Genomic DNA, 24,211 nt, shown 5'->3' on the forward strand with positions numbered 1-24,211 from the left:
TCAAGCTGCTCTTATCCGCCTACCATCGTACAAGGACGGCGGACGGGCGCGCCGTCACGCGCCGTCGCACGTCGTCATCGCCGCACGACGAACATCGCGGCGAAATACCCGTCCGTGCCGTGCACGTGCGGCAGCAGCCGGAACGCGTCGCCGCCGCCCGCGAGCTCGCGCGCGAGCTCCGCGTCGAACGGCGCCGGCTCCAGCCGGACGCCGAGGTCGTCGTCCGCCGGGGCCGCGAGCCGCGCCGCCACGGCCTCGCACTCCTCGCGCAGCACGCTGCACACGGCGAACACGAGCCGGCCGCCGTCCCGGGCGCGGGTCGCGGCGCGGCGCGCGATCGCGACCTGGAGGTCGGCCAGGCGCGGGAGATCGTCCGCCTCGCGCCGGAGCGCGATCTCCGGGCGCCGCCGCAGCGTACCCACCCCGGAGCAAGGGGCGTCGACGAGCACCCGGTCGTAGCCCTCGGGGACGTCGCCCGCGCCCACCGTCCAGTCGACGGCGTAGGTCTCGCGCACGGAGGCCGCAGCCCGTCCGAGCCCGCCGCGCGCGCCGGCCTGCGCATCGCCGGCCTCCGCGCCCTCGCCCTCGCCCTCCGCGCTCGCGGGAGGCGCGCCCAGCGCCGCGCGGAGCTGCGAGAGCTTCGCAGGGTACAGATCCGCCGCGTCCACCGCGCCGGAAGGCAGCACCGCGCGCGACAGGAGCCACGACTTGTTGCCCCGGCCGGAGCAGGCGTCGAGCACCGCCTCGCCGGGCCGCGCGCCGAGCGCGAACGCGAGCGCCTGCGCCCCCTCTTCCTGGCCGATCCACGCGGCGCCGAAGCCCGGGAGCCGCCGGAGATCGCCCGCCCCCCGCGCGACGATCGCGGCCGGCGAGACGCGCCCCGCCTCGAAGGTCGCGGTGGGCGCGGCGGCCCGCAGCGCCTCGAGCCACGCGCCGCGGTCCTCGCCAGGGGCGAGGCAGAGGCCGGTCGGCGGCGGCACCGGGCCGGCCGACAGGAACGCCTCGGCCGCGGCCCGGCCGAGCGAGCGGCGCAGGGCGCCCCGCAGCCACCCCGGCGCGGAGGCGACCACCGCGCTCGCGAGCGGCGGGCGACCGCCGGACTCCACGGCCGCCGCGAGCCGGCGCAGCACGGCGTTCGCGAACGCGCCGACCCGCGGCCCGCCGGCCGCCTGGGCGCCGTCCACCGCCTCCGAGACCGCGGCGAACGCGGGGACGCGATCGAGGAAGCAGAGCGAGTACGCCCCCATCAGCACGTGGGCGCGCACCAGCGGGTCGGCCGTCCAGCGGCTCTTCGCGGCGAACTCGGCGATGCGCGCCTCGAGCGCCGCCTGCGCGCGCAGGACGCCGTAGACGAGCTCCGTCGCGAGGCCTATGTCCCGCGGGTCCAGCGCCGGCGCCCGGCGCAGCTCGGCGTCGAGGGCCGCCGAGGCGAAGGCCTCCGAGCCCCACACCCGCGCGAGCACGCGCGCCGCGACCGCGCGCGGCGCGCTCTCGGCCGGATGCGGCGGGCGCGCCGCGCCGCGGCCCCCGTCGCGCCCGTCACCTTGACCCCGGTCAGCCAACGAGCTCCTTGAATTGCCCCTGGATCACGTCCCAGCGGCGCTCGACGTCGTTCTTGAAGGCGATGCCCATCAGGCCGATGAGCACCACGAGCCCGACAAGGCTCGCGATCTCGCGGACGCGCAGCGGCAGCGGGCGCCGCAGCACGGCCTCGAACGTGAAGAACAGGAGGTGGCCGCCGTCGAGCACCGGGATGGGCAGCAGGTTGATGAGCCCGAGGTTGATCGAGATGACCGCCATCGCCCAGACGAAGTAGCTGACCCCCTTCGCGCCCTCCTCGCCGATCACGTCGTACACCGTGATGGGGCCGCCCAGCGTGGAGATGCTGACCTTGCCCTCCATGATGCGGACGATCCCGACCACGATGAACCGGATGACGTCGTACGTCTCGTCGACCGCGCTCTCCAGGGCGAACTGGAAGGCCGACGGGCTGTCGACGAACGGCTCGGCCACCATCGGCGACCAGTTCGATGCGCGCAGGTAGAAGCGCGGGCGGTGCTGGCCGTACTCGTCGATCCAGTCCTCGCGGCGGAGCTCGATGGTGCCGCTCTTGCGCTGGCCCGAGCGCTGCCACGTGATGACGTGCGGCCTGTCCGGGGCCGCGAAGAGCCGCTCGACGAAGGTCGACCAGGCGGTGACCTCGACCCCGTCGACCTCCGTGATGCGATCGCCCGGCCGGAGCTCGGCGTCCCACTCGGCCGAGCCCTGGGGGACCTCGGCGACGTAGAGGTCGGCCGGCTCGATGCCGGTCCGCGCGAGCAGGTCGCCGTGGCCGCTCTCCGGCGTCAGCGCGGCGACGCCCGACTCGTAGACGGCGAGCTCGGCCAGGCCGCCGAGCGCGCGCGGCACCGTGATCGGCCGCAGGTACGTGACCGGCACCGTGGCGCCGCGGCTCTCCTCGAGCGCGAGCTCCAGGTCGGCGAACGTCTTCACGGGCGTGCCGCGCACCTCGGTCACGACGTCGAACGTGCGCAGCCCCGCCCGGAACGCGGGCGAGTCGGGCCGCGAGACGCCCACCACGGCGGCGGGGCGGCTCGGCCGGATGCCGATCTCGCCCACCCGGTCCACGATCTCGAGCGGCTTCTGGACGACCTTCTCCTCCGGGACGACCGTGACCTCGACGTGCGTCTTGTTGCGGAACACCTTGAGCCGGAGCTCCTGGTTGGGGCTCTTCGTCACGATCCGGTGCAGCTCGGCGAAGGTGCTGACGCGCTCGCCGTCGACCTCGAGGATGCGATCGCCCGGGACCAGCCGGCCCTCGGCCGGGTGCCCCGGCAGGACCACGCCGACCGTCGGCGGGACGAAGCGGGTCTCCCCGATGAAGACGGCGAAGTAGAGCAGCACCGGGAAGAGCACGTTCATCGCCGGGCCGGCCATGACGATGATCACGCGCTTCCAGAGCGCCTGGGACTCGAAGGTGCGCTTGCGATCCTCGGGGAGCACGGCCTCCTGCCGGTTCTCCTCGAGCATCTTCACGAAGCCGCCGAGGGGCAGGAGCGCGACGCAGTACTCCGTCTCCCGGCCCCGCAGGCGCAGCACCCGGGGGCCGAAGCCGATCGAGAAGGTGAGGACCTTCACGCCGAAGATCTTCGCGCACACGAAGTGGCCGAGCTCGTGCACGAAGATGAGCACGGAGCAGAGCAGCGCGAAATACAGGAGGTCCACGGCGGCGGCTCTCTTTACGCGAGGCCGGGCTCGGTGACCACTGGCCACTGAGGGGCGCAGGGCCGCGGCGCCCCCGCGCGAAGGGCGGCCTCCGGCGCAGGGCCGGCGTCCGGTCCGTGGAGAGGCGCCCTCCGGCGTGACGATGCCTTCACGGCGATGGCCCCGGCCGGCCGCCCACAATCACCCGCAGCGCCGCCGCGTGGCGAAATGTCACAGAGCGGGCGCGCCATGCGCGATGCGCGATGCGGACGAGCGCCAGAGGGCCGCAGGCGCCGCCCATCCGTGTTATCTCACCGATGGAACTCGGCCGGGCGCCGCGCCCGCGAGCGACGCCTCGCGGCGCGCGATCCCCTGGCCGGTTCTCGCGATGTGCCCTGATACGAACTGCGAGGTCCCATCATGAAGCACACGATTGAGCACGACCTGAGCGACAGCGAGGCAAAGCTGGCCACCGAACGAGCTATCGCGCAGTACCGAGAGCGGTACGCCGAGTACGAGCCTTTCCTCGTGTGGCGCGACGCGCGGCGCGCCGAGCTCGGCTTCTCGGTGAAGGGCGTCAAGCTGAAAGGCAGCATGGAGCTCCGCCCCGGCGCCGTGGACGTGGATCTCGACGTGCCTCTCCTGATGCGCCCCTTCAAGGGGGTAGCGATCGCCGCCATCGACAAGGAGGTTCGTCACTTCATCGCAGAGGCGCACCGCGAACGGGCCCAGGGAGGCGGCAAAGCCACCTGAGCGAGCGGGCTGTTCCACTATGGACATGAGCGCCGGCCGGCGCTATGTTGCTCCAACAGTATCTACTTCGCCGGCCGAAGTACGCCCCGCGACACGACTCACTCCAGTGCTCGGCCGGCAGGGGGCTGTCTCCTCGCTGCTCACCTGCCGGTCTCGTCGTCGCGCTCACGGAGCGAGCGCCTTCACGGCTGTCAGCTTGTGCGAGGCCAGCACGGAGTGGATCGCCGTGATGAGGCCGCTCGCGTCGATCTCGCAGCGCATGACGAACCGCGGCGCCAGCTTCTCCACGGGGGTCGTGCGCTCGATGACGACCGCCGGGAGGCCGTTGATGAGGCGCACCTCGTGGCGGAGCGCTCCGGGGTCGTCGAGCCTCAGCAGGCCGACGTAGAACCGCGCGACGCGGTTCGGGCCGACGACGATCCGGCGCGCCGCCTTGAACTCGCCGTTCGCGTCGTTGACGACCCGGACGCCCTCGCTCAGGAGCGCCTCGATGGCGGCGACGTCCTGCGTCGCCAGCGTCTGCAGGAAGCGCACGAGCGCCGCGCCCGAGCGCTCGACGAGCTCGGGTGAGGGGCGGCAGCGGTCGCGCTCGTACGGCTCGAGGGCGCGGCGGGCGCGGTGGTGGGTCGTCTTCACGCTGGCCTCCGACAGGTCGAGCGCGGCGGCGGTCTCCTGCACCGAGTAGTCGAAGACGTCGCGGAGCAGGAGCACCGCGCGCTGCTGCGGGGTCAGCGCCTCGAGCGCGATGAGGAAGGCGAAGGAAGCGCTCTCGAGGAGGTCGTAACGGCCCTCGGTGCCGTCCTTGCCCGGGATCTCGAACGACGGGGGCTCGGGCTCCGCCTCGATCGGGGAGGGGAGCCACGGTCCGTCGTAGGCGAGGCGCTTGCGGCGCCGGAGGGCGTCGCGGCCGAGGTTCAGCGCGACGCGCGCGAGCCAGGGGCGGACGGGCTCTCCGGTGCGCGCGGGCGGGCGCTCCAGCGCGCGGACGAACGTCTCCTGCACGATGTCGTCCGCGTCCGCGGCGCTGCCGGTGAGCCGGTAGGAGAGGGCCCAGAGGAAGCGCTCGTGCTCGCGGTAGCTCGCGGCGACGAAGCCGGGGGCGGCGAGCCCGGCGCTCGGGGCAGGAGAGGCCGTGGAGCTGCTCATGGAGCGTCGGGTAACCCCGTCACGCCGCGCGGTCGAGCGCGCGGCGCGAGAGGATGGCCCGCGCGGCGTCCCGCGCGCTGGCGAGGCTCGCGTCGGCGAGCATGCCCGTCGGCCCGACCCAGTCGCCCGCGAGGAAGAGCCCGTCGAGATCCGGGACGCGGGCGCCGGGGCGCCCCGCGGGGCCGCCGCCCTCCGCCGTGACCACGGCGTTGGAGACGATGAGCGACGGCAGGAAGCGGCGCTCGACGATCGCGCCGCGGTAGCCGGGCTGCGCGCGCTCGAGCAGATCCTCGAGCTCGCGCTCGGGGTCGCCGCCGGCGAGCTCGGGGCTGTACTGGGCGGTGTGGATCACGGCGCCGCCCGCGGGGGCGAGGCGCGCGGCGTCGGTGTGGACCGACAGGTAGAGCGGGCGGTCGATGCCGAGCACGAAGCCCGGGCGCTGGCGAGGGAGCCTCGACAGGGCGACGTCGAGGCACGCGGCGCGGACCGGGACGGCGCGCTCGGCGTGCGCGGCGAGCGCCGCGCTCGCGGGCACGAGCGCGGCCGCGGCGCGCGGGCTCGCGGCGACGAGCACGGCGCCGGCGCCGAGGCGGTCGCCGTTCGCGAGCTCCACGCCCGAGGCGGCGCCGCCCTCGGCCGCGATCTGCGCCGCGCGCGCGCCGGTGAGGATCTCCACGCCGGCCGCGACGGCGGCGTCGCGCAGGCCGGCGACGAGGGTCCTCCAGCCGCCGTCGAGGTAGAGCACGCCGTGGCTCAGGGCGAGCTGCACCTGCGCGAGCGCCGCGCCGGCGCTCTGGCGATCGTCGTCGGCGCAGTAGGTCGACAGCCGGACGAGCGCGCCGACGAAGCGGCGCGCCTCGGGCGTCCGGAAGGCGTCGCGGAGCCAGGCCGAGACAGGGACCGCCGCGAGCGGCGCGGGGTTCGCCGCGGCGAGGCTGCCAAGGACGCGCCCCATCTCGATCTTCGCGGCGAGGGGGAAGAGGCCTGTCGTGAGGAGCGACAGGGCGCCGGACGGCAAGGTGTGGAGGGCGCCGCGGTCGAGCGCGAGCGCGCCCGACTGGGACGGCGCCGCGCCGGTGAACCGGACGCCGAGCTCGCGGAGCACCTCGTGCGCCGCGCCCCCGCGGTAGAGCGCGTGGGCGCCGAGGTTCAGCGAGAAGCCGTGGCTCTCCTGCGTGGAGGCGCGGCCGCCCGGCGCGTGCGCCTTCTCGACGAGGGCGACCGACCGGCCCGCCCGGCCCAGGTACGCCGCCGCGGCCAGGCCCGCGAGCCCGCCGCCGATCACCACCACGTCTTTTGTAGTGCGCATCCCATGATCCCTTTCCTGGCGGTACCACGATCGGCGGGCCGGAAAGGTTACCCGCGCCCCGTCGAATTTTCGGAGCGCGCCCGGAGGGCTGGACGGCGAGGGGGAAGCGGCGCGCCGGCGCTCAGGTGGCGCGGACGAGCGGCGTGTCGACGAGGTGCTCGGACAGGAACCACACATGCATCTCGTTCGTGCGGAGGACGTCGCTCATGAGCAGGTCGGCGGTGCCGTCGTCGCGGTTCTCGGTGGCGAGCTTCACCGCCTCGCGCGTCTCCGCGAGGATGACCTCGTGCGCGTCGAGCAGGCGCGAGAGCTGGGCGGGCACCTGCTCGCGGCCGCGGGGCGCCCGCTCGATCCTCGTCGTCTCCGCGACGTCGTGCGCCATGGCGATCGCGACGCCTCCCAGCATCTGGACGCGCTCGCCGAGCATGTCGATCAGCGCGGTTTGCTCCTTGAAGTGCTTGTCGAAGAGCAGGTGGAGCTGGAAGAAGGTCGCCCCGGACACCTGCCAGTGGTGCTTCTTGTACATGTCGCGCAGGACGAGCGTGTCCGACAGGATCTGATTCAGCGCCCGGATGCTCTCCGCGCGCGACTTCGCGGCGAGCGCCAGCGGATAGTCCACGACCGTCCCGAAAGGCTGGATCTCCTTGCCTCGCTGGCGGAGGAGGGGCTGGGCCTCCAGCGCCCGCGCTCCGCCTTCCTTGCCGCCACGCCTCTCTTTCCTCTGTTGCTTCCTCTGGACTGCCATGCTCCCCTCCCCGTCGATCGGTTCACTACGTATCTAGAGCCCGAGCCCGCTCCGTCCATGGCTGCACGTCCGCTGTCGTGTCCACGCGGGCCCGCGCGGCGCTCCGCTGGAAGGCGCGCCCGCGCGCCATCGGCGGCTCGCATCCGGCCGGGATTTCGGGCAAAGTCCAGCGCAGCATGAAACGGCTCCTGCTCACCAGCGCGCTGCCCTACGCCAACGGGCACATCCACATCGGCCACCTCGTCGAGTACACCCAGACCGACATCTTTGCCCGTTATTGGCGGATGACCGGGCGGAGGTGCATTTCCCTGTGCGCCGACGACACCCACGGCACGGCCATCATGATCCGCGCTCGGCAAGAGGGGCGGAGCGAAACCGACGTCATCGCGGACATGAGCGCGGCGCACCAGCGCGATTTCGCGGCGTTCCAGATCCGGTTCGACCACTACGGCAGCACGAACTCCCCCGCGAACCGCGCGCTGTGCGAGGAGATCTGGGCGTCGCTGCGCGAGCGCGGCAGGGTGACCACGAAGGAGGTCACGCAGCTCTTCGATCCGCAGGAGGGCATGTTCCTGGCGGATCGCTTCGTCAAGGGCACCTGCCCGAAGTGCGCGGCGCCGGACCAGTACGGCGATAGCTGCGACCGGTGCGGCTCGACCTACGCCGCGACCGATCTGGTCGAGCCGAGGAGCGCGCTCACGGGCGCGCGGCCCGAGGTGCGGAGCGCGCAGCACCTCATGGTGGCCATCGAGCCGGAGCGGCCGTTCCTGTCGACCTGGACGCAGGGCGAGGGGCGGATGCCGAAGGAGATCGCGAACTACCTCGCGGGGCACTTCCTGTCGGAGCCGCTCCGCGACTGGGACGTGTCGCGCCCCGCGCCGTACTTCGGGTTCGAGATCCCCGACGCGCCGGGGAACTACTGGTATGTCTGGTTCGACGCGCCGATCGGGTACATGGCCGCGAGCAAGGAGTGGTGCGACCGGGAAGGCGAGGCGTTCGACGACTGGTGGCGATCCGAGGAGACGGAGATCGTCCACGTCATCGGGAAGGACATCGTGTATTTCCACACGCTCTTCTGGCCGGCGATGCTGAAGAGCGCGAGGTTCTCGCTGCCGTCGCGCGTGCAGGTGCACGGGTTCCTCACCGTGAACGGAGAGAAGATGTCGAAGAGCAAGGGCACGTTCGTGCTGGCCTCGACGTACCTGAAGCACCTCGACCCGGCGTACCTCCGTTATTATTACGCGAGCAAGCTGAGCTCGAAGGTCGACGACATCGATCTGAACCTGGAAGAGCTCGTGAACAAGGTGAACGCCGAGCTCGTGAACAAGGTCGTGAACCTGGCGAGCCGGTCGTCGCGCTTCGTGGCGCAGACGGGGCTGTCGGCGGTTTACCCCGAGGACGGGGGGCTGTTCGCGGCGGCGGCCGCGGAGGGCGACGCGATCGGGGCGGCGTACGCGGCGTTCGACTATGCGCGGGCGACGAGGAGCATCGTGGCGCTGGCGGACCGGGCGAACGAGTATGTCGACCGGATGCAGCCGTGGGCGCTGGCGAAGCAGCCGGAGAAGAAGGCGGAGCTGCAGGCCGTCTGCACCGTGGCGCTCAACCTGTTCCGGCAGATCGTGCTCTACCTGGCGCCGGTGCTCCCGAAGCTGGCCGACGACGTCGTGCGGCTGCTCGGGTGCCCCATGGACCGGTGGGCGCTCGCGAAGACGCCGCTTGTGGGCACGCCTGTGGCCGCGTATGAGCACCTCATGAAGCGGGTCGAGCCGGGTGCAGTGGAGAAGATGATCGCGGAGGGCCGCCCTGCCGAGGAGGCGGCGGCGCGGGGCGGCGCGGCGGGGGCGCCGGCTGCTGCGGCGGGCGCGCCAGCGGTCGCGGACCACGCGGCGGGGGCGGCCGCGGAGGACGACGGCGCGGCGCTCGCCAAGGAGCCGCTCGCGCCGGAGTGCACGATCGACGATTTCAGCAAGGTCGACCTGCGCGTCGCGCGCATCGTCGCGGCGGAGCACGTGCCCGAGGCGAAGAAGCTGCTCAAGCTGACCGTCTCGCTCGGCGGGGAGGCGCGGAGGACGGTGTTCGCCGGGATCAAGGCGTATTACAAGCCGGAAGATCTCGTCGGGCGGCTCGTCATCGTGTGCGCCAACCTGGCGCCGCGGAAGATGAAGTTTGGTCTCAGCGAAGGGATGGTGCTCGCGGCGGGGGACGAGACGGTGCATCTCCTGTCGCCGGACTCGGGGGCGAAGCCGGGGATGCGGGTGCACTGAGGGAGCTCACGGAGGTCCTCGCCGGCGGTCGCGTGCCGCCCGCGAGGACGGCCCCGCCGATGTGAGAGCTGCCGGATAACGAGCGGGTGCCGATCGTCGCCCGGATATCGGCTCGCCAACGTATCCTCTCCTCGGCGCGTGGCCCGTACCGCCCCGGTCCCGAACATCCCTGCCATCCCTGGCATGAACCCCGGCGTCTTCGTGATGGGGGGCGGCGGCGGCGGTGGTGGCTCCGGCGGTCGTGGTCAAGATCTCGCCGCCAGGCGAGATGCACTCCACTCCTTGCGCGGCCCGGAGGGCGGCTATACGCGTTCGCATCGCGGGCTTGCCTCGTTCTGGCGAGCCATCGCGGACGAGGTTCTCGTTCGGCCAACTCCGTCAGAGTTCCTCCCCTTGCTCACACAGCTCGACGACTGGCTTGCCGGCGGGCCTGCCTGCGCCTTGGTGGTGAGCGCCGATCCCGGGACACGTACGGCCCTCCTGGCGCGATGGGCTCTATCGATCGTGGAGCGCAAGTCAGCCGAGGTGATCTTCGTGCCGGTAAGTCCCTGCTTCGGAACCGCGGTCGAACGCGATATGCTGAAGCTGTTCTTCGGTCTATTTCGGAGTTCAGCCACGGCGGTCTTCAGTCGACCGCGCAGCCCCGAGGAGCTGATGCTGTCAATCCGAATGGCGCTTCGGGGCGTCGACTCAGTCTCGTCGGTTCCCAACGAGGAATGCCCTCAGTTGCTCGTGATCGTGGACGGGATCGAGCGGGCGGCAGATGGGTGGCCGCACAGGAGAATGCCCTTCCTGGGTGAAGCCTACGACGGGGCACATATCCTTGTCTCGACCAGCCCGGAGAGTTCTTCGGCGCGCGGCGTTGGGTTGCTGACGCTCGTGTCACCCGAGTGGCTCCGAATCTGGATGAGCCATCCCGGCGGCTTGGTCGGGTTCACCACTGACGCTCGTCGCGCGCGCTACGCCGCCGAGGACGCGCTCATCGAAGCCTGCCGTCCGGAGCGCGCTGCAGCGGCCGAGCAAGAGAGGGCAACGCTTCTCTGCGTTATCGTTCGGTGCGCCCTGGTCGAAGCGTCCTTGTTCGCGAAGGAGGGAAGTGTCGAAGAAGTAGATTATCGCACGGCGCCTTATGTAGAGCCAACGGTGGATGTGACGAAGCCGACTGGAGCCGTGCGTGAGCGCGCCGAGGCGCTGGTGACGTTCGCCTCCCTGTTGACAGGCTCGGAGCAGCAGCTGGTTCAGGGATGGGCAACGGATGCGTGCGCAGGTCTCGATGAGATCCTTCCCCGGCCCATCCCTCACGTGACGACGGACCGGAGCGCGGCCGACCCCGAGCGCACCCGCCGGATCCGCGCGGGCGCGACGTACGACGAGGTCGACGCGTATCTGTCGAGGGACATGGTGATTCGACCCACGGACCTCTCGCCCGATGAAGCTTGGCGCCTTGCGGAGAGCCGAGAAGGGGAATCTCGGATGGTCTCCTTCGCGGGCATCTTGCCCGATCTCTCCGAGGAGATGCGCGAGAGCGCCGTTCGAGAGGTCATGTCCTCCTATTGGGCCCACGGCGACCGGCTGGCCTTGCGCGTCCTTTCGGCTTGCGCGCCCTGGATGGCCCTCCCCGATGCAGCCAGGGTCATCTGCAGCGAGCTAGGCAACGACTGGACCGGCGACCTCCCCGGGATGCTGGTAGGCTTCGGCAGCCTCACCGAGCTCTCTCCGCTCCTGCAGCGGTTGGGCGGGACGACGGCGATCGTGGGGGTCGCCCGTGCCATTGCCGAGGTGGGCCGATGGCTCCCGTAGCTCCGTGTGCCACAAATCCCGCCAGAAACACCGGTCGATGACGGCGAGCTGATCGAGATCCGTACGAGCGAGAGCCGCGTTCTCGACGAGCTCCACGCGCCGCGCTTTCGTGGACCCGTCAGCACGTCATCGACGCCGAACGCGACGTGCTGCATCGCCTTCGCGCGCTCCAAAGCTCTGTACGAGGGGCAGGAAGAGCTCGTCCACGATGGACTGGATGCGTGCGGGCTTCAGCGGCCTGAGATCCATGAGCAGGTCATGCCGCACGAGGTCGTACGGCAGGGCGAGCACGGCCGAGGGAATGCGCTCGAGGTCGATCTCACCGCGGTCGTGGGCGCGCTGGTAGGGGATGCGGACACGCGGCTTCCGGGTGTCCATGACCTTGTCGCGCACCTGCGCGGGGGTCAGGCCGGTGCCGGCCAGCAACCCCGAGAAGGCGGCGGCCGCGGCGATGGCGAAGAAGCCGGCGAGGGCGTCGCTCAGGGCCGTCAGATGGGCGAGCAGGTCGCCGCGCAGCGCGCCGGTGTCGGGGACCGCGACCGGGCTCACGTCCCGGCGGTGCTGGAGGGCGGCGAGCACCAGCTCGTCCTTGTTCGCCCAGCGACGGTACAGGACCGCGATCCCCGTGCGAGCGCGCGCGGCGACCGATTCCATCGTCAGGTTCGCGAAGCCGACCTCGACCAGCTCCTCCCAGGTCGCATCGAGCAGATCGGCCTCGAGCTCCGCGCCGCGTCGCCTCTGGCGCACCCGCGTCCCTGTTCCCGTCGTCATGGCCCCGATCGTTTAGAGAGATTTTCATTTCTTATCAACGCCGCGGATGATAAGAGATGGATCACTCTCTTCAACCGGAGGCGGACGATGGCGGATCCCGAGGCGTGCGCAGTGCTGATCGTCGGCGCCGGCCCGACCGGGCTGACGCTGGCCTGCGAGCTCGCCCGCTGCGGCGTGTCCTTCCGCCTGCTCGAGGCCGCCCCAGGCCCGCGGCCCGGCTCGCGCGGCAAGGGCATCCAGCCGCGCACGCTCGAGGTCTTCGACGATCTCGGCATCGTCGATCGCGTGATCGCCCACGGCCGGATGGCGATGCCGATCCTCTCCACGGCTCCCGACGGCCGGGAGACGCTGGGCGGCGCCGTCCCCGAGGCGTTGAAGGGTCGCTCCGACATCCCCTATCCGGCGAGCCTGATCACGCCCCAGTGGCGCACCGAGGAAGCGCTGCGGCTGCGGCTCCTGGAGCTAGGCGGCGCGGTCGAGTTCGGAGCTGCGCTCGCGAGCTTCGAGCAGTCCGACGAAGGCGTGTCGGCGGTGGTCGTCAAGGGCGGTGAGGCCGAGACGGTCGCCGCGCGCTGGCTGGTCGGCTGCGACGGCGGCCACAGCATCGTCCGCAAGCAGGCCGGCATCGCGTTCGAGGGCGAGACCCGCGAGGACGTGCGGATGATCGTCGCCGACGCCGGCGTCGACGGCCTCGACCGCGACACCTGGCGCATCTGGTGGCATGAGGAGGGCGTCGTCGGCCTCTGCCCGCTGCCCTCGACCGACGTCTTTCAATACCACGCCGTCGTCGCGCCGCGACAGGACCCCGAGCTCAGCCTCGCGAACCTGCGGGCGATCCTCGAGCGGCGGAGCGGTCGCACCGACCTCCGGCTCCACGAGCCGACGTGGTCGTCGCTGTGGCGCGCGAACGTCCGCCTCGTCGACAGATATCGCGCGGGTAGCGTGTTCCTCGCCGGCGACGCGGCGCACATCCACTCGCCCGCCGGCGGCCAGGGGATGAACACGGGCATCCAGGACGCGCACAACCTCGGCTGGAAGCTTTCGGCGGTCGCGAAGGGCGCCTCGCCGGCATTGCTCGACAGCTACGAGGCCGAGCGGCGGCCGATCGCGGCCGGCGTGCTTGCGCTCTCGAACTCACGCCTCCAGCAGGTGCTCGAGCGGAAGGACGTCGCCCTCCGCCGCGATGCGAGCATCACCCAGCTCGACATCCACTACCGCGGCTCTTCCCTGGCGCGCGACGACCGCGACGAGGCGGCCCTGCTCCGCGCCGGCGACCGCGCCCCCGACGCGACGAAGCTGACCACGGTGGCAGGTGAACGCCGGCTGTTCGAGCTGACGCGCGGCGGGCGCTTCACGTTGCTGAGCTTCGGGCCCGCGCCTGCGATCGGCGCCTCAGCCTCCGACCTGAGGACGCTCCATGTCGTCGGACAGCCGGCGGGCCCCGACGACGTCGCCGACACCGCTGGCCACCTCGCCCACGCCTACGGCGCGACGGAGCGCACCCTCGTGCTCATCCGCCCCGACGGCTACGTCGCGCTGATCTCCGACGCCGGCGACGCCTCGGCCGTCTCGGACCATCTCGCCGCATTCAGCTGAGCGTTGCGACGGCGGGTCTGGGCGGGCGCGACAGAGAAGCGCACGTCCGATGAGAGCGAGCGGGAAATTGCTTCGACCGGGCGGAACAGCTTCTCTTCACCGATAAGGCCCTGCCGCCGGCGCTCCCGGCAGCCGGCAGGAGCCGCTCGCGCAGGACGGGTGGCCGAACCAGCCCGCGAGCCACTTCCTGTTGCCCGACAGCGCGTGGAAGAAGCGCTCTGCCATCTTCGAGAGCGTGTCGCCGCTCAGCCGGTACGACCACTCGCGGTACCCCTCGAGCGCCCAGAGCGCCACGATGAAGGCCGCGGGGCCGGCCCAGACCTCGCCGCGATCGCTGATCACGACGAGCTCCTCGCCGAGCCACGGCACGGCCCCGTACCGCTCCGCCGCCTCGGGTGAGCCGGCGGGCAGGAACTCCATCTCGACAAGCGCCGTCTGGTGCTCCATCCAGTGGCGGCACCGCGCGCACAGCGCGCACTCGGCGTCATAGAGCACGGTGATTCGCTCGATCATGGCCCGCTCTCCTCGCGGCGCGGAGGCCAGGGCGCCTGGCCGCGCCGCCAGCGCGAGGCGCCACGGCGCCTCACGCCCGCGTCCGGGTTCGTCACGCCGAGACCTCCGCGACGGCCCGCCGGCGCTGTCGCTGCGTGGCCATCTCCTCTTCCGCGCGCTCCGTGCGCGGATCGATGTGCATCTGCGGCGCGACCGGAGGCGGCAGGACCGCCAGCTTCGCGCGGCGGCGGATGCGGTGGAACACGAGGAGGTTCATGAAGTGCATCAGCGCGAGCGAGAGCAAGAGCAGGCCCAGCTTCGACGACAGCACCTCGACCGCCTCCGTTATCGTCGCCGAGCCTTCCGCCTTCAGGATCAGCGACGCATACCCCAGGTTCACCAGGTAGAACCCCACCACGAGCAGGCGGTTCACCGCCTCGGCCATCCTCGGGTTGTCGGCGAACACCTCCTCCAGGAACACCGCTCCATTCTTGAACAGCGTGCGGGCGATCCAGATCGTCAGTCCGACGCTGATGACCGCATAGGCCCCGTACACCGCGATGAGATAGCTTTCGACCGGGTCTGCCATGGTTCGTCTCCTCGACAGGCCTCTCAGCAGCGCCCGTGCCATCCGCGGGATCCGCGCTGATCGGCTCGATCGAGGCGCGGCGGCGGGCCGCGGTGCCCAGGCCCTGGGCAGGCCGCTGTCCACGCCGTGGACACCTCGCGCCCCCGGGGCCTCTGGCGCTATCGTCGGGGCTTCCTACCCTGCCGAGGCCGTGTGAGACCCCTGGTTGCTCTCGCGTACTACCCGCTCTGGGCCGCTGCCGTGACCGTCGCGGTCACCGCGCTGCGGCTCGGGCGCAACGTGGGCCGCGGCCTCGTCGCGCTCTGCTTCTTCCTCGCCTTCTGGGTGACGGGGCTCATCCTGCTCGAGACCGACGGCACGCTCGCCCTCGCCGAGCACGTCATTCCGAGCGGGATCATCGTCGCCGCGGGCCTCGCCCACGCCTACGCCGACGTCGCCGGCGCCTCGCGCCGCCCCGTCGCCCTGGCCTACGCCGTGAGCGCCGCGGTCGCGCTGCTCGGGGCCGTGGACCCGCGCCTCCTCTACGGTCCTGGCGCCCGCTCGCCGGGACCGCTGTTCTTCCCGCTCTCGGTCGTCATGGGCGTCGCCTGGGTCGTGGTCGGCGTTCACATCGGGCGCGCGGCGCTCGCGGCCCGGGGGCTCCAGCGGCGGCGCATCGCCGCGCTCTTCTTCGGCAGCGTGCTCGCGACGCTCGGGGGCGGCTTCGTCGTGGCGCTGCGTGTGCTCCGGCTCGGCGACGTGCTCCTCGGCGCGCCGCTCCTGCTCCTCGCCATCCTGCTCGTGGCCTACGCCGTGCTCATCGGCGAGCTGGGCCGCTCCCGCCGCGTCTTCGCGCAGGGGCTCGCCTATGCCGGCCTGACAGCGCTCCTCTCGACGCTCGGGCTCGTTGTCTTCTTCAAGGTCCTTCCCGCGCTCGCGCCGGGCGGCGGCGCGTCGCTCGGCTGGCTCGCCTTCGTCGTCTTCCTCGCCGCGCTCCCGTCCGATCCGCTGCGCATGCTCGTCGTGGAGCACCTCGGTCGCCGGCTGTTCTCGAGGCCCATCGGCGTCCGCGACCTCGCCGACGAGATCGAGCGCGTCGAGGTGCGCGCCGACCAGGCCGAGCGGCTCGCCGAGCTCGGCCGCCTCGCGAGCGCTGTCGCGCACGAGATCCGCAATCCGCTCGGGGTCATCGCCGCGCAGGCGAAGCTGCTCGAGCGGCAGGGCGCAAAGCCCGAGACCGTGGCGTCGCTGCGCGCCCAGGTCGACCGGGCGAGGCGCTTCCTCGACGATCTCCTCCGCTACAGCCGCCCGAGGCCGCTCGAGGTGAGCGAGGTCGACGTGCTCTCCACGCTGCGGCTCGCGGCGAGCCAGGTCCGGCAGATCGTCGGCGAGGGCGCGCCGCCCATCGAGGTGGCGTCCGAGGCAGGCGGGTCGATCTTCGTCGAGGCCGACCGCGGGGCGTTCCTCGACGTCGCCACGGCGCTCCTGCAGAACGCGGCCATCGCGCTCGACGGGAGCCCCGAGGGGCGGATCCGGGCGGTGGTCGCGCGCGGCGAGGGCGGCTTCGTGGTCGTGCGCGTGGAGGACAACGGCCCTGGGGTGCCGGCCGAGATCGAGGCGATGCTGTTCCAGCCGTTCGTGACGGGGCGGGGGCGAGACGCGAAGCACCCGGGCACGGGCCTCGGCCTGGCCGTCGCGGCGCGCTGGCTGGAGCGGCATGGGGGAGCGCTGCGCCACGAGCGCGCCCCGGGGGGCGGCGCGCGCTTCGAGGCGCGGTGGCCCGAGCGGGCGGCGGAGGCGGCGGGGTGAGGTGACGCGGATGACCGCAGTCGGGTAGGTCTCGGGATCGAGACCGCGGAGCTTGAAGCTCGCCACGAGCGAGAAGCGGTTGGCCGCGGCAGAGGCGTGGTCGAACACGCGCCTTGCGGTGATTCCGCTGGAAAGCCTGGATGTGCTCTCGAAGGAGGAGCATCAGCGCTTGTGGGCCGAGATGGCCGTGCGACGAGGCGCGGAGCTCGATGCCGACCCGTTCCGGGGGCGATTTGCCGAGATATCTCTCATGATGCGCGCGCACGACTCGATGACGCCTGCTGCTCGCCCACATCCCACGTAAACCAAGTCTTGCAGTAGAGGCTTCCAGGCGACCGCTTCGATCCTTATGAATCTTGCGGACACAAGGAGGTCGCCATGCAGCGTTCCGCGTTTGTTGGGGGAGTGTTTGCCGCAGCAGCGACGACGGGGCGGAGTAGAACGCCATCATCGTGTCGCTGAGCGCCTCCTGCGCCCTGCACCAGATTGATCCCTGGGCCTACTTGGGCGACGTGCTGATCCTGTTGCCGAGCTGGCTGCGCGATCGGGTCCTCGATCTAGCTCCCAAGTCCTGGAAGCAGACCCTCGAGAACACCGACGCTCGGCAGCGGCTCGCTGCCAGCCCATGGACGGCGCTGGTCACGCTGGCCGCGTAAGCGCCTCGAAGCCTGCTCTGCGCTACCGGTAGCGTCCGGCGACGTCGCGCTGGGTGTGGGCTCCGCTCGTCGGCGTTGCTGCGGCGGCGCCGCTTCTGCGCCATCGACCGCGGCGGACGCATTCGACTTGCCGGGATGCCGTCTCCGCACGCCGGCGTCACCGGTCCCGCGCTCCTCGGTCGTCGCCTCGGGGTCCGTCAGTCCGGTCTCGCCGCCGTCGCTGGCGGCCCGCCGTCGCTCTCGCATCGCACGGCAAGCCTATGTTCCTGGTCCGCTCGGCGTCAGGATGTGCTCTACCGAACGCGTACCATCGCACGGCAAGCGTATGTCCGCAGCCCGCTCCGCGTCAGGATGCGGGTCGCTGAGCGGAGATGATCTAACCATCGCCTCCAGACGCGTGGCGCGACGGCCTATTCGGGGAGAATTGCCGAGCCCCTCAGCACCTCAAGCCGGGCAAAGGTGTCCATGACCCGCGTGCGCAGATTGGCGTCGTCTAACATAGTCACTGTGTCGGTAAGAACCATGAGATCCCTCGGGACAAGTTCTAGGTAGCGCTCAAGCGCGCTTTTTAACTCGCTCTCATATTTCCGCAGGCTTGTCCGAAGGGCAGTCTCAAACGTCTCCTTTGTTGTTGCACCATTCAGTGCCGTGATTGCGATTCGATAACGAAGTTCCTCATCGGAGGCAGGCGCATGCACCTTGGGATCGTAGCCAGCCAAGCATCGTTGATATTCCCCGAACATCTCCGCAATGTGTGCACCAACGCGCTCGTCAAATGAGGCGTTTTGGTAGGCAGATGCTGCTGGAACCTCAGGCATAAATCGCGCCGGCAAATTTCTTAACTTCAGCATGGCACTCATGAGCATGACCTTTAACAGCGCAGGAGCCACAGCGGGGTGGTCCGGTCGCACCATCTGACGGAATTGTCCTGCCGACACGAGCGCCTGCCGTGAGAGCGCCTCTACAATTGCTTTGTAAACACTGAATGTTGCCTGTGTGGACGCCTCAGCAAACGCCTGAAACTCCTTTCGATTAAGCTGCGCAATCAATGTTTCTGGAACCCCTAGAACATATCCAGAGAACGTGGCATGGCGCGTATCAGCAGGGAATGTGGAAATTCGGTCGACGACGCGACGTATATCGACATCTGAAAGCTGTCGATGCAGGCCGCTCGCGTCTGCCACTGCTGCCCAAACCTCTTCTGAGACGGCGGAGCGGACCTCGTTGAGCGGTGCGACCACCATCGCATCGAAGAACTCTCGATAGACCTTTGTATTGGCGCGCACTCGTCGACTGATGTCGGTTCCCTCTATGAGTTGAGGGCGTGTCTGCGCAGGAAAGCGTTCAAGGACAGCGCCTCGGACCTGCTCCCAGCGAAGCTTTTTCAATCGCGCATACTTGCGGGAGACTCGCTCTACCGCACCACGAGCAACCGCTTCGGTCCAGCCTGTCGGCCATTCAAAAAACAGATCTCCCGCGGTTTCCGTGACACCGCGCGGACACCACAACTCATACTGGACTTCGCGATCGCTGAGTATACCAGGCTCACGAAACGCGTGGAGAGCTAGCTTGGCCAGTTCGTCGACAAGATCTTTGAGCGCGAGCCGGGTTCGCAGGTTCTTGCACTGAACGATCACGGACAGCCGGTGCTCACCGTCGTAGACCACTACATCGCGCCCACGCTCGGATGTTCCTTGCATCAAGCGCACCCTCGACCCCCCGACGGCGTCGCTCTTGAGGAAGTAGACCAGAACCTCGAAGTCTCGATCGTTCAAATACTCGAACGGCAAGCACGCGTCCGCGGGGTCTGGAATGCGTTGTCTGCGCTCAGGATCCGGGGAGGGCTTGAACTGGGAGAAGTATGTCACAATCCGAATGATAGCCTTCGCCGTGGGAAAGTCGCTGATTAACAACCAGCTGCAGCGGACGGCGCTTCGCCTCGCCGAGGCGCTCTAGCTCTACTGCGGGAAGTCGGCCGGGGGAGCGAACCGCCAAGCCGCCAAGAACGCCAAGAAGACCGGGGAATAGGGGGGGACGCCCGGACGGCCCCCTTTCCCCTCTCCCCTTGGCGTCCTTGGCGGCTTGGCGGTTTTTCTGCTGATCCGGGGCAACTTCCCGCAGTAGAGCTAGCCCCGACCACGGATATGTAGGTGCGCATGCTACACGTGCGGGACGTGTGCCGTGGGATCATCTCCGCCGGTGCCCCTGACGGCTGGACTCCCGCAGGCTGTCGAGTGAAGGCGGTCCCTACGATGCATGGATAATCTGTTGATAAAACGTCAATTTTCCGGGGGTTGTTGGGTCGCATAGAAAATCTTCTGTCGCCTGAGGCCATGAAGACGGGGACTACAGCAATGGATGCCGGCGCTTGAGAACAGTGGCTAGGCGCCTGCTGCCTCGGCGGACCCGCGAGAACGCGGTCCCAAGCGGCAGCCCAAGGTTTCGGGCGACCAGGCTCATCCGCTGGTGTAAGCGGCCACGCAGATCCGCGGAAATTGGGCGCGAACTGGCCTCTCGGGACGGCCCGCCCGTAAGCTCGCCGGCTTTGGCGCGCTGGTGCCGCTTCTTCGGCGCTCCGTCGGGCGACCCGTGGCCTCCGGCGCCTTGCCGACGACTCGGGCGCGGCAGAGGCATCGGTGGCACGCGGCTTCGCCGCGGTGCGCCTGCGGGCGAGCTGCACGCGGGCGGCGACGTCGGCGTCGACCGCCCCTTCCCCAGCTCGCTGCAGCGCCCAGCCACCCGTCGTCGCAGGCCGCTCTTGCTCTCGCATCGCGTCGCGAATCTACGGCGACGGCCCGCACCTCGCGAGGATGGGGTCTACAGAACGGATACCTTTTACAACGAGATCCGACGCGTCTGGCGCAAGTGGCTTCACCGCCGCTCGCAGCGGGCGCGTATGTCGTGGGAGCGCATGGCCGCGCTGCTGGAGCGTTACCCGCTCCCGCAGCCGCGCATCACCGTGCACTTCCGCATCGCGTAGCGAAGCTGTGTCACGAGGAGCCGGATGCGGGAAATCCGCACGTCCGGATCTGTGGGAGCCCCGGAAGGGCAACCTCCCGGGGCCACCCGACCGCCCCGGCGACCGCGTCGCGCAGGCGATGGGCGGACGGAGCCTCCCGGCGGGGGCTCCGGGCACGGGATGGGCGGGCGATGGCCATCGCGCGCGTGAGCGAACCATCATCCAGCGTGAGCGGAAAGCGGTCCCCGCCCATCATCTACCGGGAGCGTCAACACGCCCTCACGCCGCTCCGCTTGTCCGCTGGGATCGCCCAACGATCTCCGGCCGATGCCCTCGAGCATTTCCTACGCCCCAGCGGCGGGCTTGGCATGCGCGGTGGGCGTCCGGTACCATCGCCGCCATGCCGGCGCCGAACGACGAGCTAGAAAGTCTCGCGTGTAACCTGTTGCCTGTCCGGGAGTTCTGCGCTGAGCGTCCGGAAGTGCGGTGGCTGGCCACGACAAGTCCGCTCCGCGACTCCGCGCCGCCCGACGACTACTGGCCACGCGCACGCAACAAAGTCTCCGGGCGCATAACTAAACGATAGACCAAAGGACAAGAAGAAGTGCTTACCCGCTGGCAGATATCAAATTTCAAGTCCGCGTACGATACGACCGAGCTAGCGCTGCGGCCAATTACAATATTTGCCGGCGCCAATAGCTCGGGAAAGAGCACATTCATTCAGTCGATATTGCTGGTCGCTCAAAGTCTAAGCAGTCGCGTCTACAGTCGTCCAATTGTTCTCAATGGTCACATTGCGAGGCTTGGCAGCTTCGATGATGTTGCATCTACAAACAGCGAACAGGATGAGATATCAATCGGATTTACGATTCGTGTGCCGGGTGATGGTCGAGAGTCAGGAGTAAGGCGACTGCGCTACTTCTACGAAACGGAGGACCTTGCCGAAGTAGGGTGCGAATTTGCCTTCTCTCCAGGTGGCGACTCTCCATCGCGTGAATTGGCCAGGCTTCAACCGAGGTTGATCCGTGGCAAGCTCTGGAGCATTCGCAAGGGAGCCGAACAGGACGAATTGATTGAGTATCGATACTCTAGCACCTTGGCTCAAAGTCGACGGAGCGCCCTAGACCCGAGCCGCGCATCGGTCGACGATGTTGATTCGCTAGAATATGAGGTCGTGTCGCCAACTACACTTCCTGCGCGAAGTGGACGCTATCTTGCAAATGAGCTGCCAACTGGTGCAACACTGGTAGGCGCGCGATTGTTTCATTTCCTCCCTAGCGATTTTGCATTTGCTTTCGATCTTACGGAGCATCTGGCGACTGTGGCGGTTCGCCGCTTGATTCAGCCATCCTATGGATCTGGCCAGTCTGCGCGCGCACAGAACTTGGACACATCATATATCACTTCATCCCTAATGAGGCGCGTGTTCGAAATCGCGAGAGGTTTCATTGAGCCAACAAAGAGATCTATCGAGTCCGCTAGACGCACGATATTGAGTAGGCGCAGACAGCTCGAAATCGATGAGGCATACAAGGAAGCCAGTCGCCATCTAACCATGGAAAGTCTCCAGCGTCTCCAGCGTTCGTTGGGTTCGCCGGCGCTGGCTGTTGCCTATGGGGAGAAGTTTCAGGAATTGGTAGATTTGGCGCGAGATGGGCGTCCAAGCGTGCGACAATTCATTCATCTGCCGCCAGCTCCGGAAGTCACTCGGGTGGTGCAGGTCGTATTCACGCAACTGTTCAAGTATCTCGGTCCGCTGCGAGACGAGCCGAAGCCAGTGTATCCTATGGAAGGAGCCGTTGATCCATCAGATGTTGGTCTTCGCGGCGAATTCACTGCGGCCGTGCTCGATCTGCACAAGCACCGAAGAATTGTCTCGATTCCATCAAGTTGTTTCGCGCTGTCGCAGTCTCAAATTGTTCGCAAGGAGATGAGCCTTCAGGATGCTGTCCTGGACTGGTTGAACTACCTTGGAGTTGTTCGCAAAGTGGAGACCAGAGACAGAGGCATCTTTGGTCACGAGCTACGTGTTGCTACCGGAAACACCGATACTCTCCACAACTTAGTTCACGTGGGAGTCGGCGTAAGTCAGGTTCTCCCGATATTAGTGATGTCGCTGATGGCAGAAACTGGATCGATCTTGGTATTTGAGCAGCCTGAATTGCACCTTCATCCGAAGGTGCAAACACTGTTAGCCGACTTCGTTCTTTCGATGGCGCTTCTTGGGAAGCAATGCATAATCGAAACGCATAGCGAATACATCATTAATCGTCTCCGGCTGCGTGCTGCTGAGGATCCTGCTGACAGCATACAGGCGCTTCTTGCGCTGTATTTTGTAGAGAAGGAAGGAGCAAAGTCACGCTATCGCATGGTCAATATAAATGAATTCGGCGCGATAGGCGATTGGCCGGAAGGTTTTTTTGACCAAGCACCGCAGGAGGCCGAACGCATACTTCGAGCAGCAATCGAAAAGAGAAGAACTCGGAGGGTCAAGAATGTATAGCATGATCCTCAGTGCAGATGCGCTCGCTGTTCCCACCCGCACGACCCATAGCGATGTGTTCGAAGCCTACGTGGACCGTCTTCTTGGATGGCAGAATATCGCAAACAGTAGACTTGTAAACACGGTAATTTCGGAGCGCACCGCCGAGGCGTTACTGGCTGCAGGGCTCTACCCGTTTGGTCCTCATCTTCGCCAAATGATCGAATCGTGCGGCTTGGAAGAGATCTCAGTAAACGACATTCTCCGAGTTGCCAATGATCTCTTGGGCCGAGGCGTGTACATTGAGGATGATTGGGGCATAAGCGACGTGTCATGGATTAGCGTGACCTCTGTTCCCGATCTGACTGCCGATTGCTGTGTTCCAGACTTGCGACGTGACATCGAACGGCTCTTGGCGCTGATGACATTGTTGGGTCGCATCGCCCCAGATGTCTGCGCTGCTTCTGTGCTCATTGTAGCGCAACAATGTTCAGAGGTTGCTAACGTAACTTCCATGATTGACATTGTTGAGCCTAAGGCGGTCAACGACGGACGTGTTGCATGCTTTGCTTGCCCTGTCCCGATGTCGGCTTGTGTTTGCGTTGGCTTTGATGTTGTGTCTGCGGCACAGCACCTTGATAATGTAAGACTTTGGTGCGCCGTGGAAACGGTTGAAGAAGCAGATATGATTATTCGCCTTGCATACCTTAAGGAGGTCTTTGGGGTTGACAGGTCTGTGCAGTGGACAAGTGTGCCTCATTTTCGAATTCGCCAGCAGTTTTTGGATAGTTGTGGACGCTATGGGTTTATGCGTGAGCCGTCGAGAGTGAAACGGCTTCTGTCGGCACTGGTGGACCTACTACTGTCAAGAAATGAAAGTCGTGGACATGCGCTTCGCACAGGGGCTGGCGGAAATGATCCTCCGCGCCTGAGGGGGAAAGATCGGGCGTGGCGTCATGATGTGGACTATGAATTTCATCTTCATGTCTGGAGAATGGAATCTGGTGCTATTGAGTTTGCCTGCCTGGTGACTCATAATGACTTTTATATTCCGGAGTAGATTCGGTAGGGCGGGTAGTCGCAGCATTTGGAACTTCTAATGAGTACGCGCCTTGCTCTCGGATGGGCGATCACGAGAACGCGGCATGCGGCAGCCTGCGGGGTCCGGAGCCGCGGTCTCGGTAATAGTCGAGACCGGCGGCGGAGAGGACGGCCGCGGGATGGCATTCAGAAATGGCTACGAGCGGGCGTGGCATACGCTGGCGAGGTCGACCACTGGCGCGACGTGTAGCACCTGGTGCGGGACGTTGAGGCGCTTCGTGAGGGGGCGAGCGACGATCTGCGCGGTCGCGAGGTCGCCCGCTGCATGTGCAGCGGTGATGGTCTGCGTGAGGGTCGCGACGAGCTCCTGGCGTGGGCTGCTCGTCGGAGGCGTGGCCGGGGCTGCGTCGGGTCGGGGAGGGATCGCCGACGCTGTCTCATGCGCGGCCGCCGATGGTACCGCCGGCAGCGTTGCGGAATCGTCCGGCCAACCAGAGATCGCGGGCTCAGCGCCTCCGGTCGGCGTGTTCACGTCGGCCTCGACCTTTTCGAAATCCGCGCAAACCTGCCCGATCTCGTCATCCCGCTATCCCTGGAAAAGCGACGCTGTATCAAA

General features: G+C 68.0%; 18 protein-coding genes. 9 read left to right on the forward strand and 9 right to left on the reverse strand.

Annotated features, from left to right (window positions below):
* Positions 1–74 precede the first annotated feature (74 nt).
* Both ACSRUE_RS09080 and rseP read right to left on the reverse strand, forming a co-directional pair.
* On the reverse strand, positions 75–1,562 hold the full coding sequence (locus tag ACSRUE_RS09080; RefSeq protein WP_441290643.1) for an RsmB/NOP family class I SAM-dependent RNA methyltransferase: 1,488 nt from the start codon (positions 1,560–1,562) through the stop codon (positions 75–77).
* Positions 1,555–3,225, reverse strand: coding sequence for an RIP metalloprotease RseP (rseP, locus tag ACSRUE_RS09085; RefSeq protein ID WP_437763714.1), 1,671 nt, complete (start codon positions 3,223–3,225; stop codon positions 1,555–1,557). The genes ACSRUE_RS09080 and rseP overlap by 8 nt, the downstream gene beginning before the upstream one ends.
* 399 nt (positions 3,226–3,624) lie before the next feature.
* On the opposite strand from rseP, the gene ACSRUE_RS09090 reads away from it, so the two are divergent.
* Positions 3,625–3,957, forward strand: a complete 333-nt coding sequence (locus tag ACSRUE_RS09090) for a polyhydroxyalkanoic acid system family protein (protein ID WP_441290644.1) — start codon at positions 3,625–3,627, stop codon at positions 3,955–3,957.
* 165 nt (positions 3,958–4,122) lie between these two features.
* On the opposite strand, the gene ACSRUE_RS09095 is transcribed toward ACSRUE_RS09090, so the two are convergent.
* From ACSRUE_RS09095 to ACSRUE_RS09105, 3 genes are all read right to left on the reverse strand, one after another.
* A complete protein-coding gene (locus ACSRUE_RS09095) occupies positions 4,123–5,103 on the reverse strand; it encodes a sigma-70 family RNA polymerase sigma factor (RefSeq protein ID WP_441290645.1) in 981 nt (326 codons plus the stop codon).
* A 19-nt stretch (positions 5,104–5,122) separates the two neighbouring features.
* Positions 5,123–6,412, reverse strand: coding sequence for a phytoene desaturase family protein (locus tag ACSRUE_RS09100; protein WP_441290646.1), 1,290 nt, complete (start codon positions 6,410–6,412; stop codon positions 5,123–5,125).
* A gap of 121 nt (positions 6,413–6,533) precedes the next feature.
* Positions 6,534–7,157, reverse strand: a complete 624-nt coding sequence (locus ACSRUE_RS09105) for a Dps family protein (RefSeq protein WP_441290647.1) — start codon at positions 7,155–7,157, stop codon at positions 6,534–6,536.
* Positions 7,158–7,333: 176 nt separating this feature from the next.
* Here ACSRUE_RS09105 and metG point away from each other — a divergent pair, with 176 nt between their 5' ends.
* Together metG and ACSRUE_RS09115 are read left to right on the forward strand one after the other, a co-directional pair.
* Positions 7,334–9,421 carry a methionine--tRNA ligase gene (gene metG, locus ACSRUE_RS09110; protein ID WP_441290648.1) on the forward strand — a complete coding sequence of 696 codons (2,088 nt, stop codon included), beginning with the start codon at positions 7,334–7,336 and terminating at the stop codon, positions 9,419–9,421.
* A gap of 183 nt (positions 9,422–9,604) precedes the next feature.
* Positions 9,605–11,221, forward strand: coding sequence for a hypothetical protein (locus tag ACSRUE_RS09115; protein WP_441290649.1), 1,617 nt, complete (start codon positions 9,605–9,607; stop codon positions 11,219–11,221).
* 126 nt (positions 11,222–11,347) lie between these two features.
* On the opposite strand, the gene ACSRUE_RS09120 is transcribed toward ACSRUE_RS09115, so the two are convergent.
* The gene (locus ACSRUE_RS09120) at positions 11,348–11,992 is read right to left on the reverse strand and encodes a TetR/AcrR family transcriptional regulator (RefSeq protein WP_441290650.1); all 645 of its coding nucleotides are present in this window, start codon (positions 11,990–11,992) and stop codon (positions 11,348–11,350) included.
* 87 nt (positions 11,993–12,079) lie between these two features.
* On the opposite strand from ACSRUE_RS09120, the gene ACSRUE_RS09125 reads away from it, so the two are divergent.
* Positions 12,080–13,588, forward strand: a complete 1,509-nt coding sequence (locus tag ACSRUE_RS09125; protein ID WP_441290651.1) for an FAD-dependent oxidoreductase — start codon at positions 12,080–12,082, stop codon at positions 13,586–13,588.
* A 96-nt stretch (positions 13,589–13,684) separates the two neighbouring features.
* Here the strand turns inward: ACSRUE_RS09125 and ACSRUE_RS09130 are convergent, their stop codons facing one another.
* Together ACSRUE_RS09130 and ACSRUE_RS09135 are read right to left on the reverse strand one after the other, a co-directional pair.
* On the reverse strand, positions 13,685–14,101 hold the full coding sequence (locus tag ACSRUE_RS09130; RefSeq protein ID WP_012240487.1) for a thiol-disulfide oxidoreductase DCC family protein: 417 nt from the start codon (positions 14,099–14,101) through the stop codon (positions 13,685–13,687).
* A 91-nt stretch (positions 14,102–14,192) separates the two neighbouring features.
* Positions 14,193–14,669 carry a hypothetical protein gene (locus tag ACSRUE_RS09135; protein WP_441290652.1) on the reverse strand — a complete coding sequence of 159 codons (477 nt, stop codon included), beginning with the start codon at positions 14,667–14,669 and terminating at the stop codon, positions 14,193–14,195.
* Positions 14,670–14,861: 192 nt separating this feature from the next.
* Here ACSRUE_RS09135 and ACSRUE_RS09140 point away from each other — a divergent pair, with 192 nt between their 5' ends.
* The 3 genes from ACSRUE_RS09140 to ACSRUE_RS09150 all read left to right on the forward strand — a co-directional run bounded on the left by ACSRUE_RS09140 (position 14,862) and on the right by ACSRUE_RS09150 (position 17,113).
* The gene (locus ACSRUE_RS09140; protein WP_441290653.1) at positions 14,862–16,457 is read left to right on the forward strand and encodes an ATP-binding protein; all 1,596 of its coding nucleotides are present in this window, start codon (positions 14,862–14,864) and stop codon (positions 16,455–16,457) included.
* A 52-nt stretch (positions 16,458–16,509) separates the two neighbouring features.
* The gene (locus ACSRUE_RS09145) at positions 16,510–16,761 is read left to right on the forward strand and encodes an addiction module protein (protein WP_441290654.1); all 252 of its coding nucleotides are present in this window, start codon (positions 16,510–16,512) and stop codon (positions 16,759–16,761) included.
* A 148-nt stretch (positions 16,762–16,909) separates the two neighbouring features.
* Positions 16,910–17,113 carry a hypothetical protein gene (locus tag ACSRUE_RS09150; RefSeq protein WP_441290655.1) on the forward strand — a complete coding sequence of 68 codons (204 nt, stop codon included), beginning with the start codon at positions 16,910–16,912 and terminating at the stop codon, positions 17,111–17,113.
* 410 nt (positions 17,114–17,523) lie between these two features.
* Here the strand turns inward: ACSRUE_RS09150 and ACSRUE_RS09155 are convergent, their stop codons facing one another.
* On the reverse strand, positions 17,524–18,981 hold the full coding sequence (locus ACSRUE_RS09155) for a hypothetical protein (RefSeq protein ID WP_441290656.1): 1,458 nt from the start codon (positions 18,979–18,981) through the stop codon (positions 17,524–17,526).
* A gap of 1,695 nt (positions 18,982–20,676) precedes the next feature.
* On the opposite strand from ACSRUE_RS09155, the gene ACSRUE_RS09160 reads away from it, so the two are divergent.
* Both ACSRUE_RS09160 and ACSRUE_RS09165 read left to right on the forward strand, forming a co-directional pair.
* Positions 20,677–22,575 carry a DUF3696 domain-containing protein gene (locus tag ACSRUE_RS09160; protein WP_441290657.1) on the forward strand — a complete coding sequence of 633 codons (1,899 nt, stop codon included), beginning with the start codon at positions 20,677–20,679 and terminating at the stop codon, positions 22,573–22,575.
* A gap of 1 nt (position 22,576) precedes the next feature.
* Positions 22,577–23,614 (forward strand): hypothetical protein, encoded by a 1,038-nt coding sequence (locus tag ACSRUE_RS09165; RefSeq protein ID WP_441290658.1) that lies wholly within the window; start codon positions 22,577–22,579, stop codon positions 23,612–23,614.
* Positions 23,615–24,211: the final 597 nt, after the last annotated feature.

Source organism: Sorangium sp. KYC3313 (assembly GCF_052075895.1).
GTDB classification, from domain to species: domain Bacteria; phylum Myxococcota_A; class Polyangia; order Polyangiales; family Polyangiaceae; genus Sorangium; species Sorangium cellulosum_B.

Bases quoted from the DNA above. Each gene is read 5' to 3' on its own strand.
- ACSRUE_RS09130 (WP_012240487.1), bottom strand. From the start codon at position 14,101: ATGATCGAGCGAATCACCGTGCTCTATGACGCCGAGTGCGCGCTGTGC.
- ACSRUE_RS09125 (WP_441290651.1), top strand. From the start codon at position 12,080: ATGGCGGATCCCGAGGCGTGCGCAGTGCTGATCGTCGGCGCCGGCCCG.
- ACSRUE_RS09120 (WP_441290650.1), bottom strand. From the start codon at position 11,992: ATGACGACGGGAACAGGGACGCGGGTGCGCCAGAGGCGACGCGGCGCG.
- ACSRUE_RS09090 (WP_441290644.1), top strand. From the start codon at position 3,625: ATGAAGCACACGATTGAGCACGACCTGAGCGACAGCGAGGCAAAGCTG.
- metG (WP_441290648.1), top strand. From the start codon at position 7,334: ATGAAACGGCTCCTGCTCACCAGCGCGCTGCCCTACGCCAACGGGCAC.
- ACSRUE_RS09095 (WP_441290645.1), bottom strand. From the start codon at position 5,103: ATGAGCAGCTCCACGGCCTCTCCTGCCCCGAGCGCCGGGCTCGCCGCC.
- ACSRUE_RS09105 (WP_441290647.1), bottom strand. From the start codon at position 7,157: ATGGCAGTCCAGAGGAAGCAACAGAGGAAAGAGAGGCGTGGCGGCAAG.
- ACSRUE_RS09100 (WP_441290646.1), bottom strand. From the start codon at position 6,412: ATGCGCACTACAAAAGACGTGGTGGTGATCGGCGGCGGGCTCGCGGGC.
- ACSRUE_RS09135 (WP_441290652.1), bottom strand. From the start codon at position 14,669: ATGGCAGACCCGGTCGAAAGCTATCTCATCGCGGTGTACGGGGCCTAT.
- ACSRUE_RS09115 (WP_441290649.1), top strand. From the start codon at position 9,605: ATGAACCCCGGCGTCTTCGTGATGGGGGGCGGCGGCGGCGGTGGTGGC.
- ACSRUE_RS09165 (WP_441290658.1), top strand. From the start codon at position 22,577: ATGATCCTCAGTGCAGATGCGCTCGCTGTTCCCACCCGCACGACCCAT.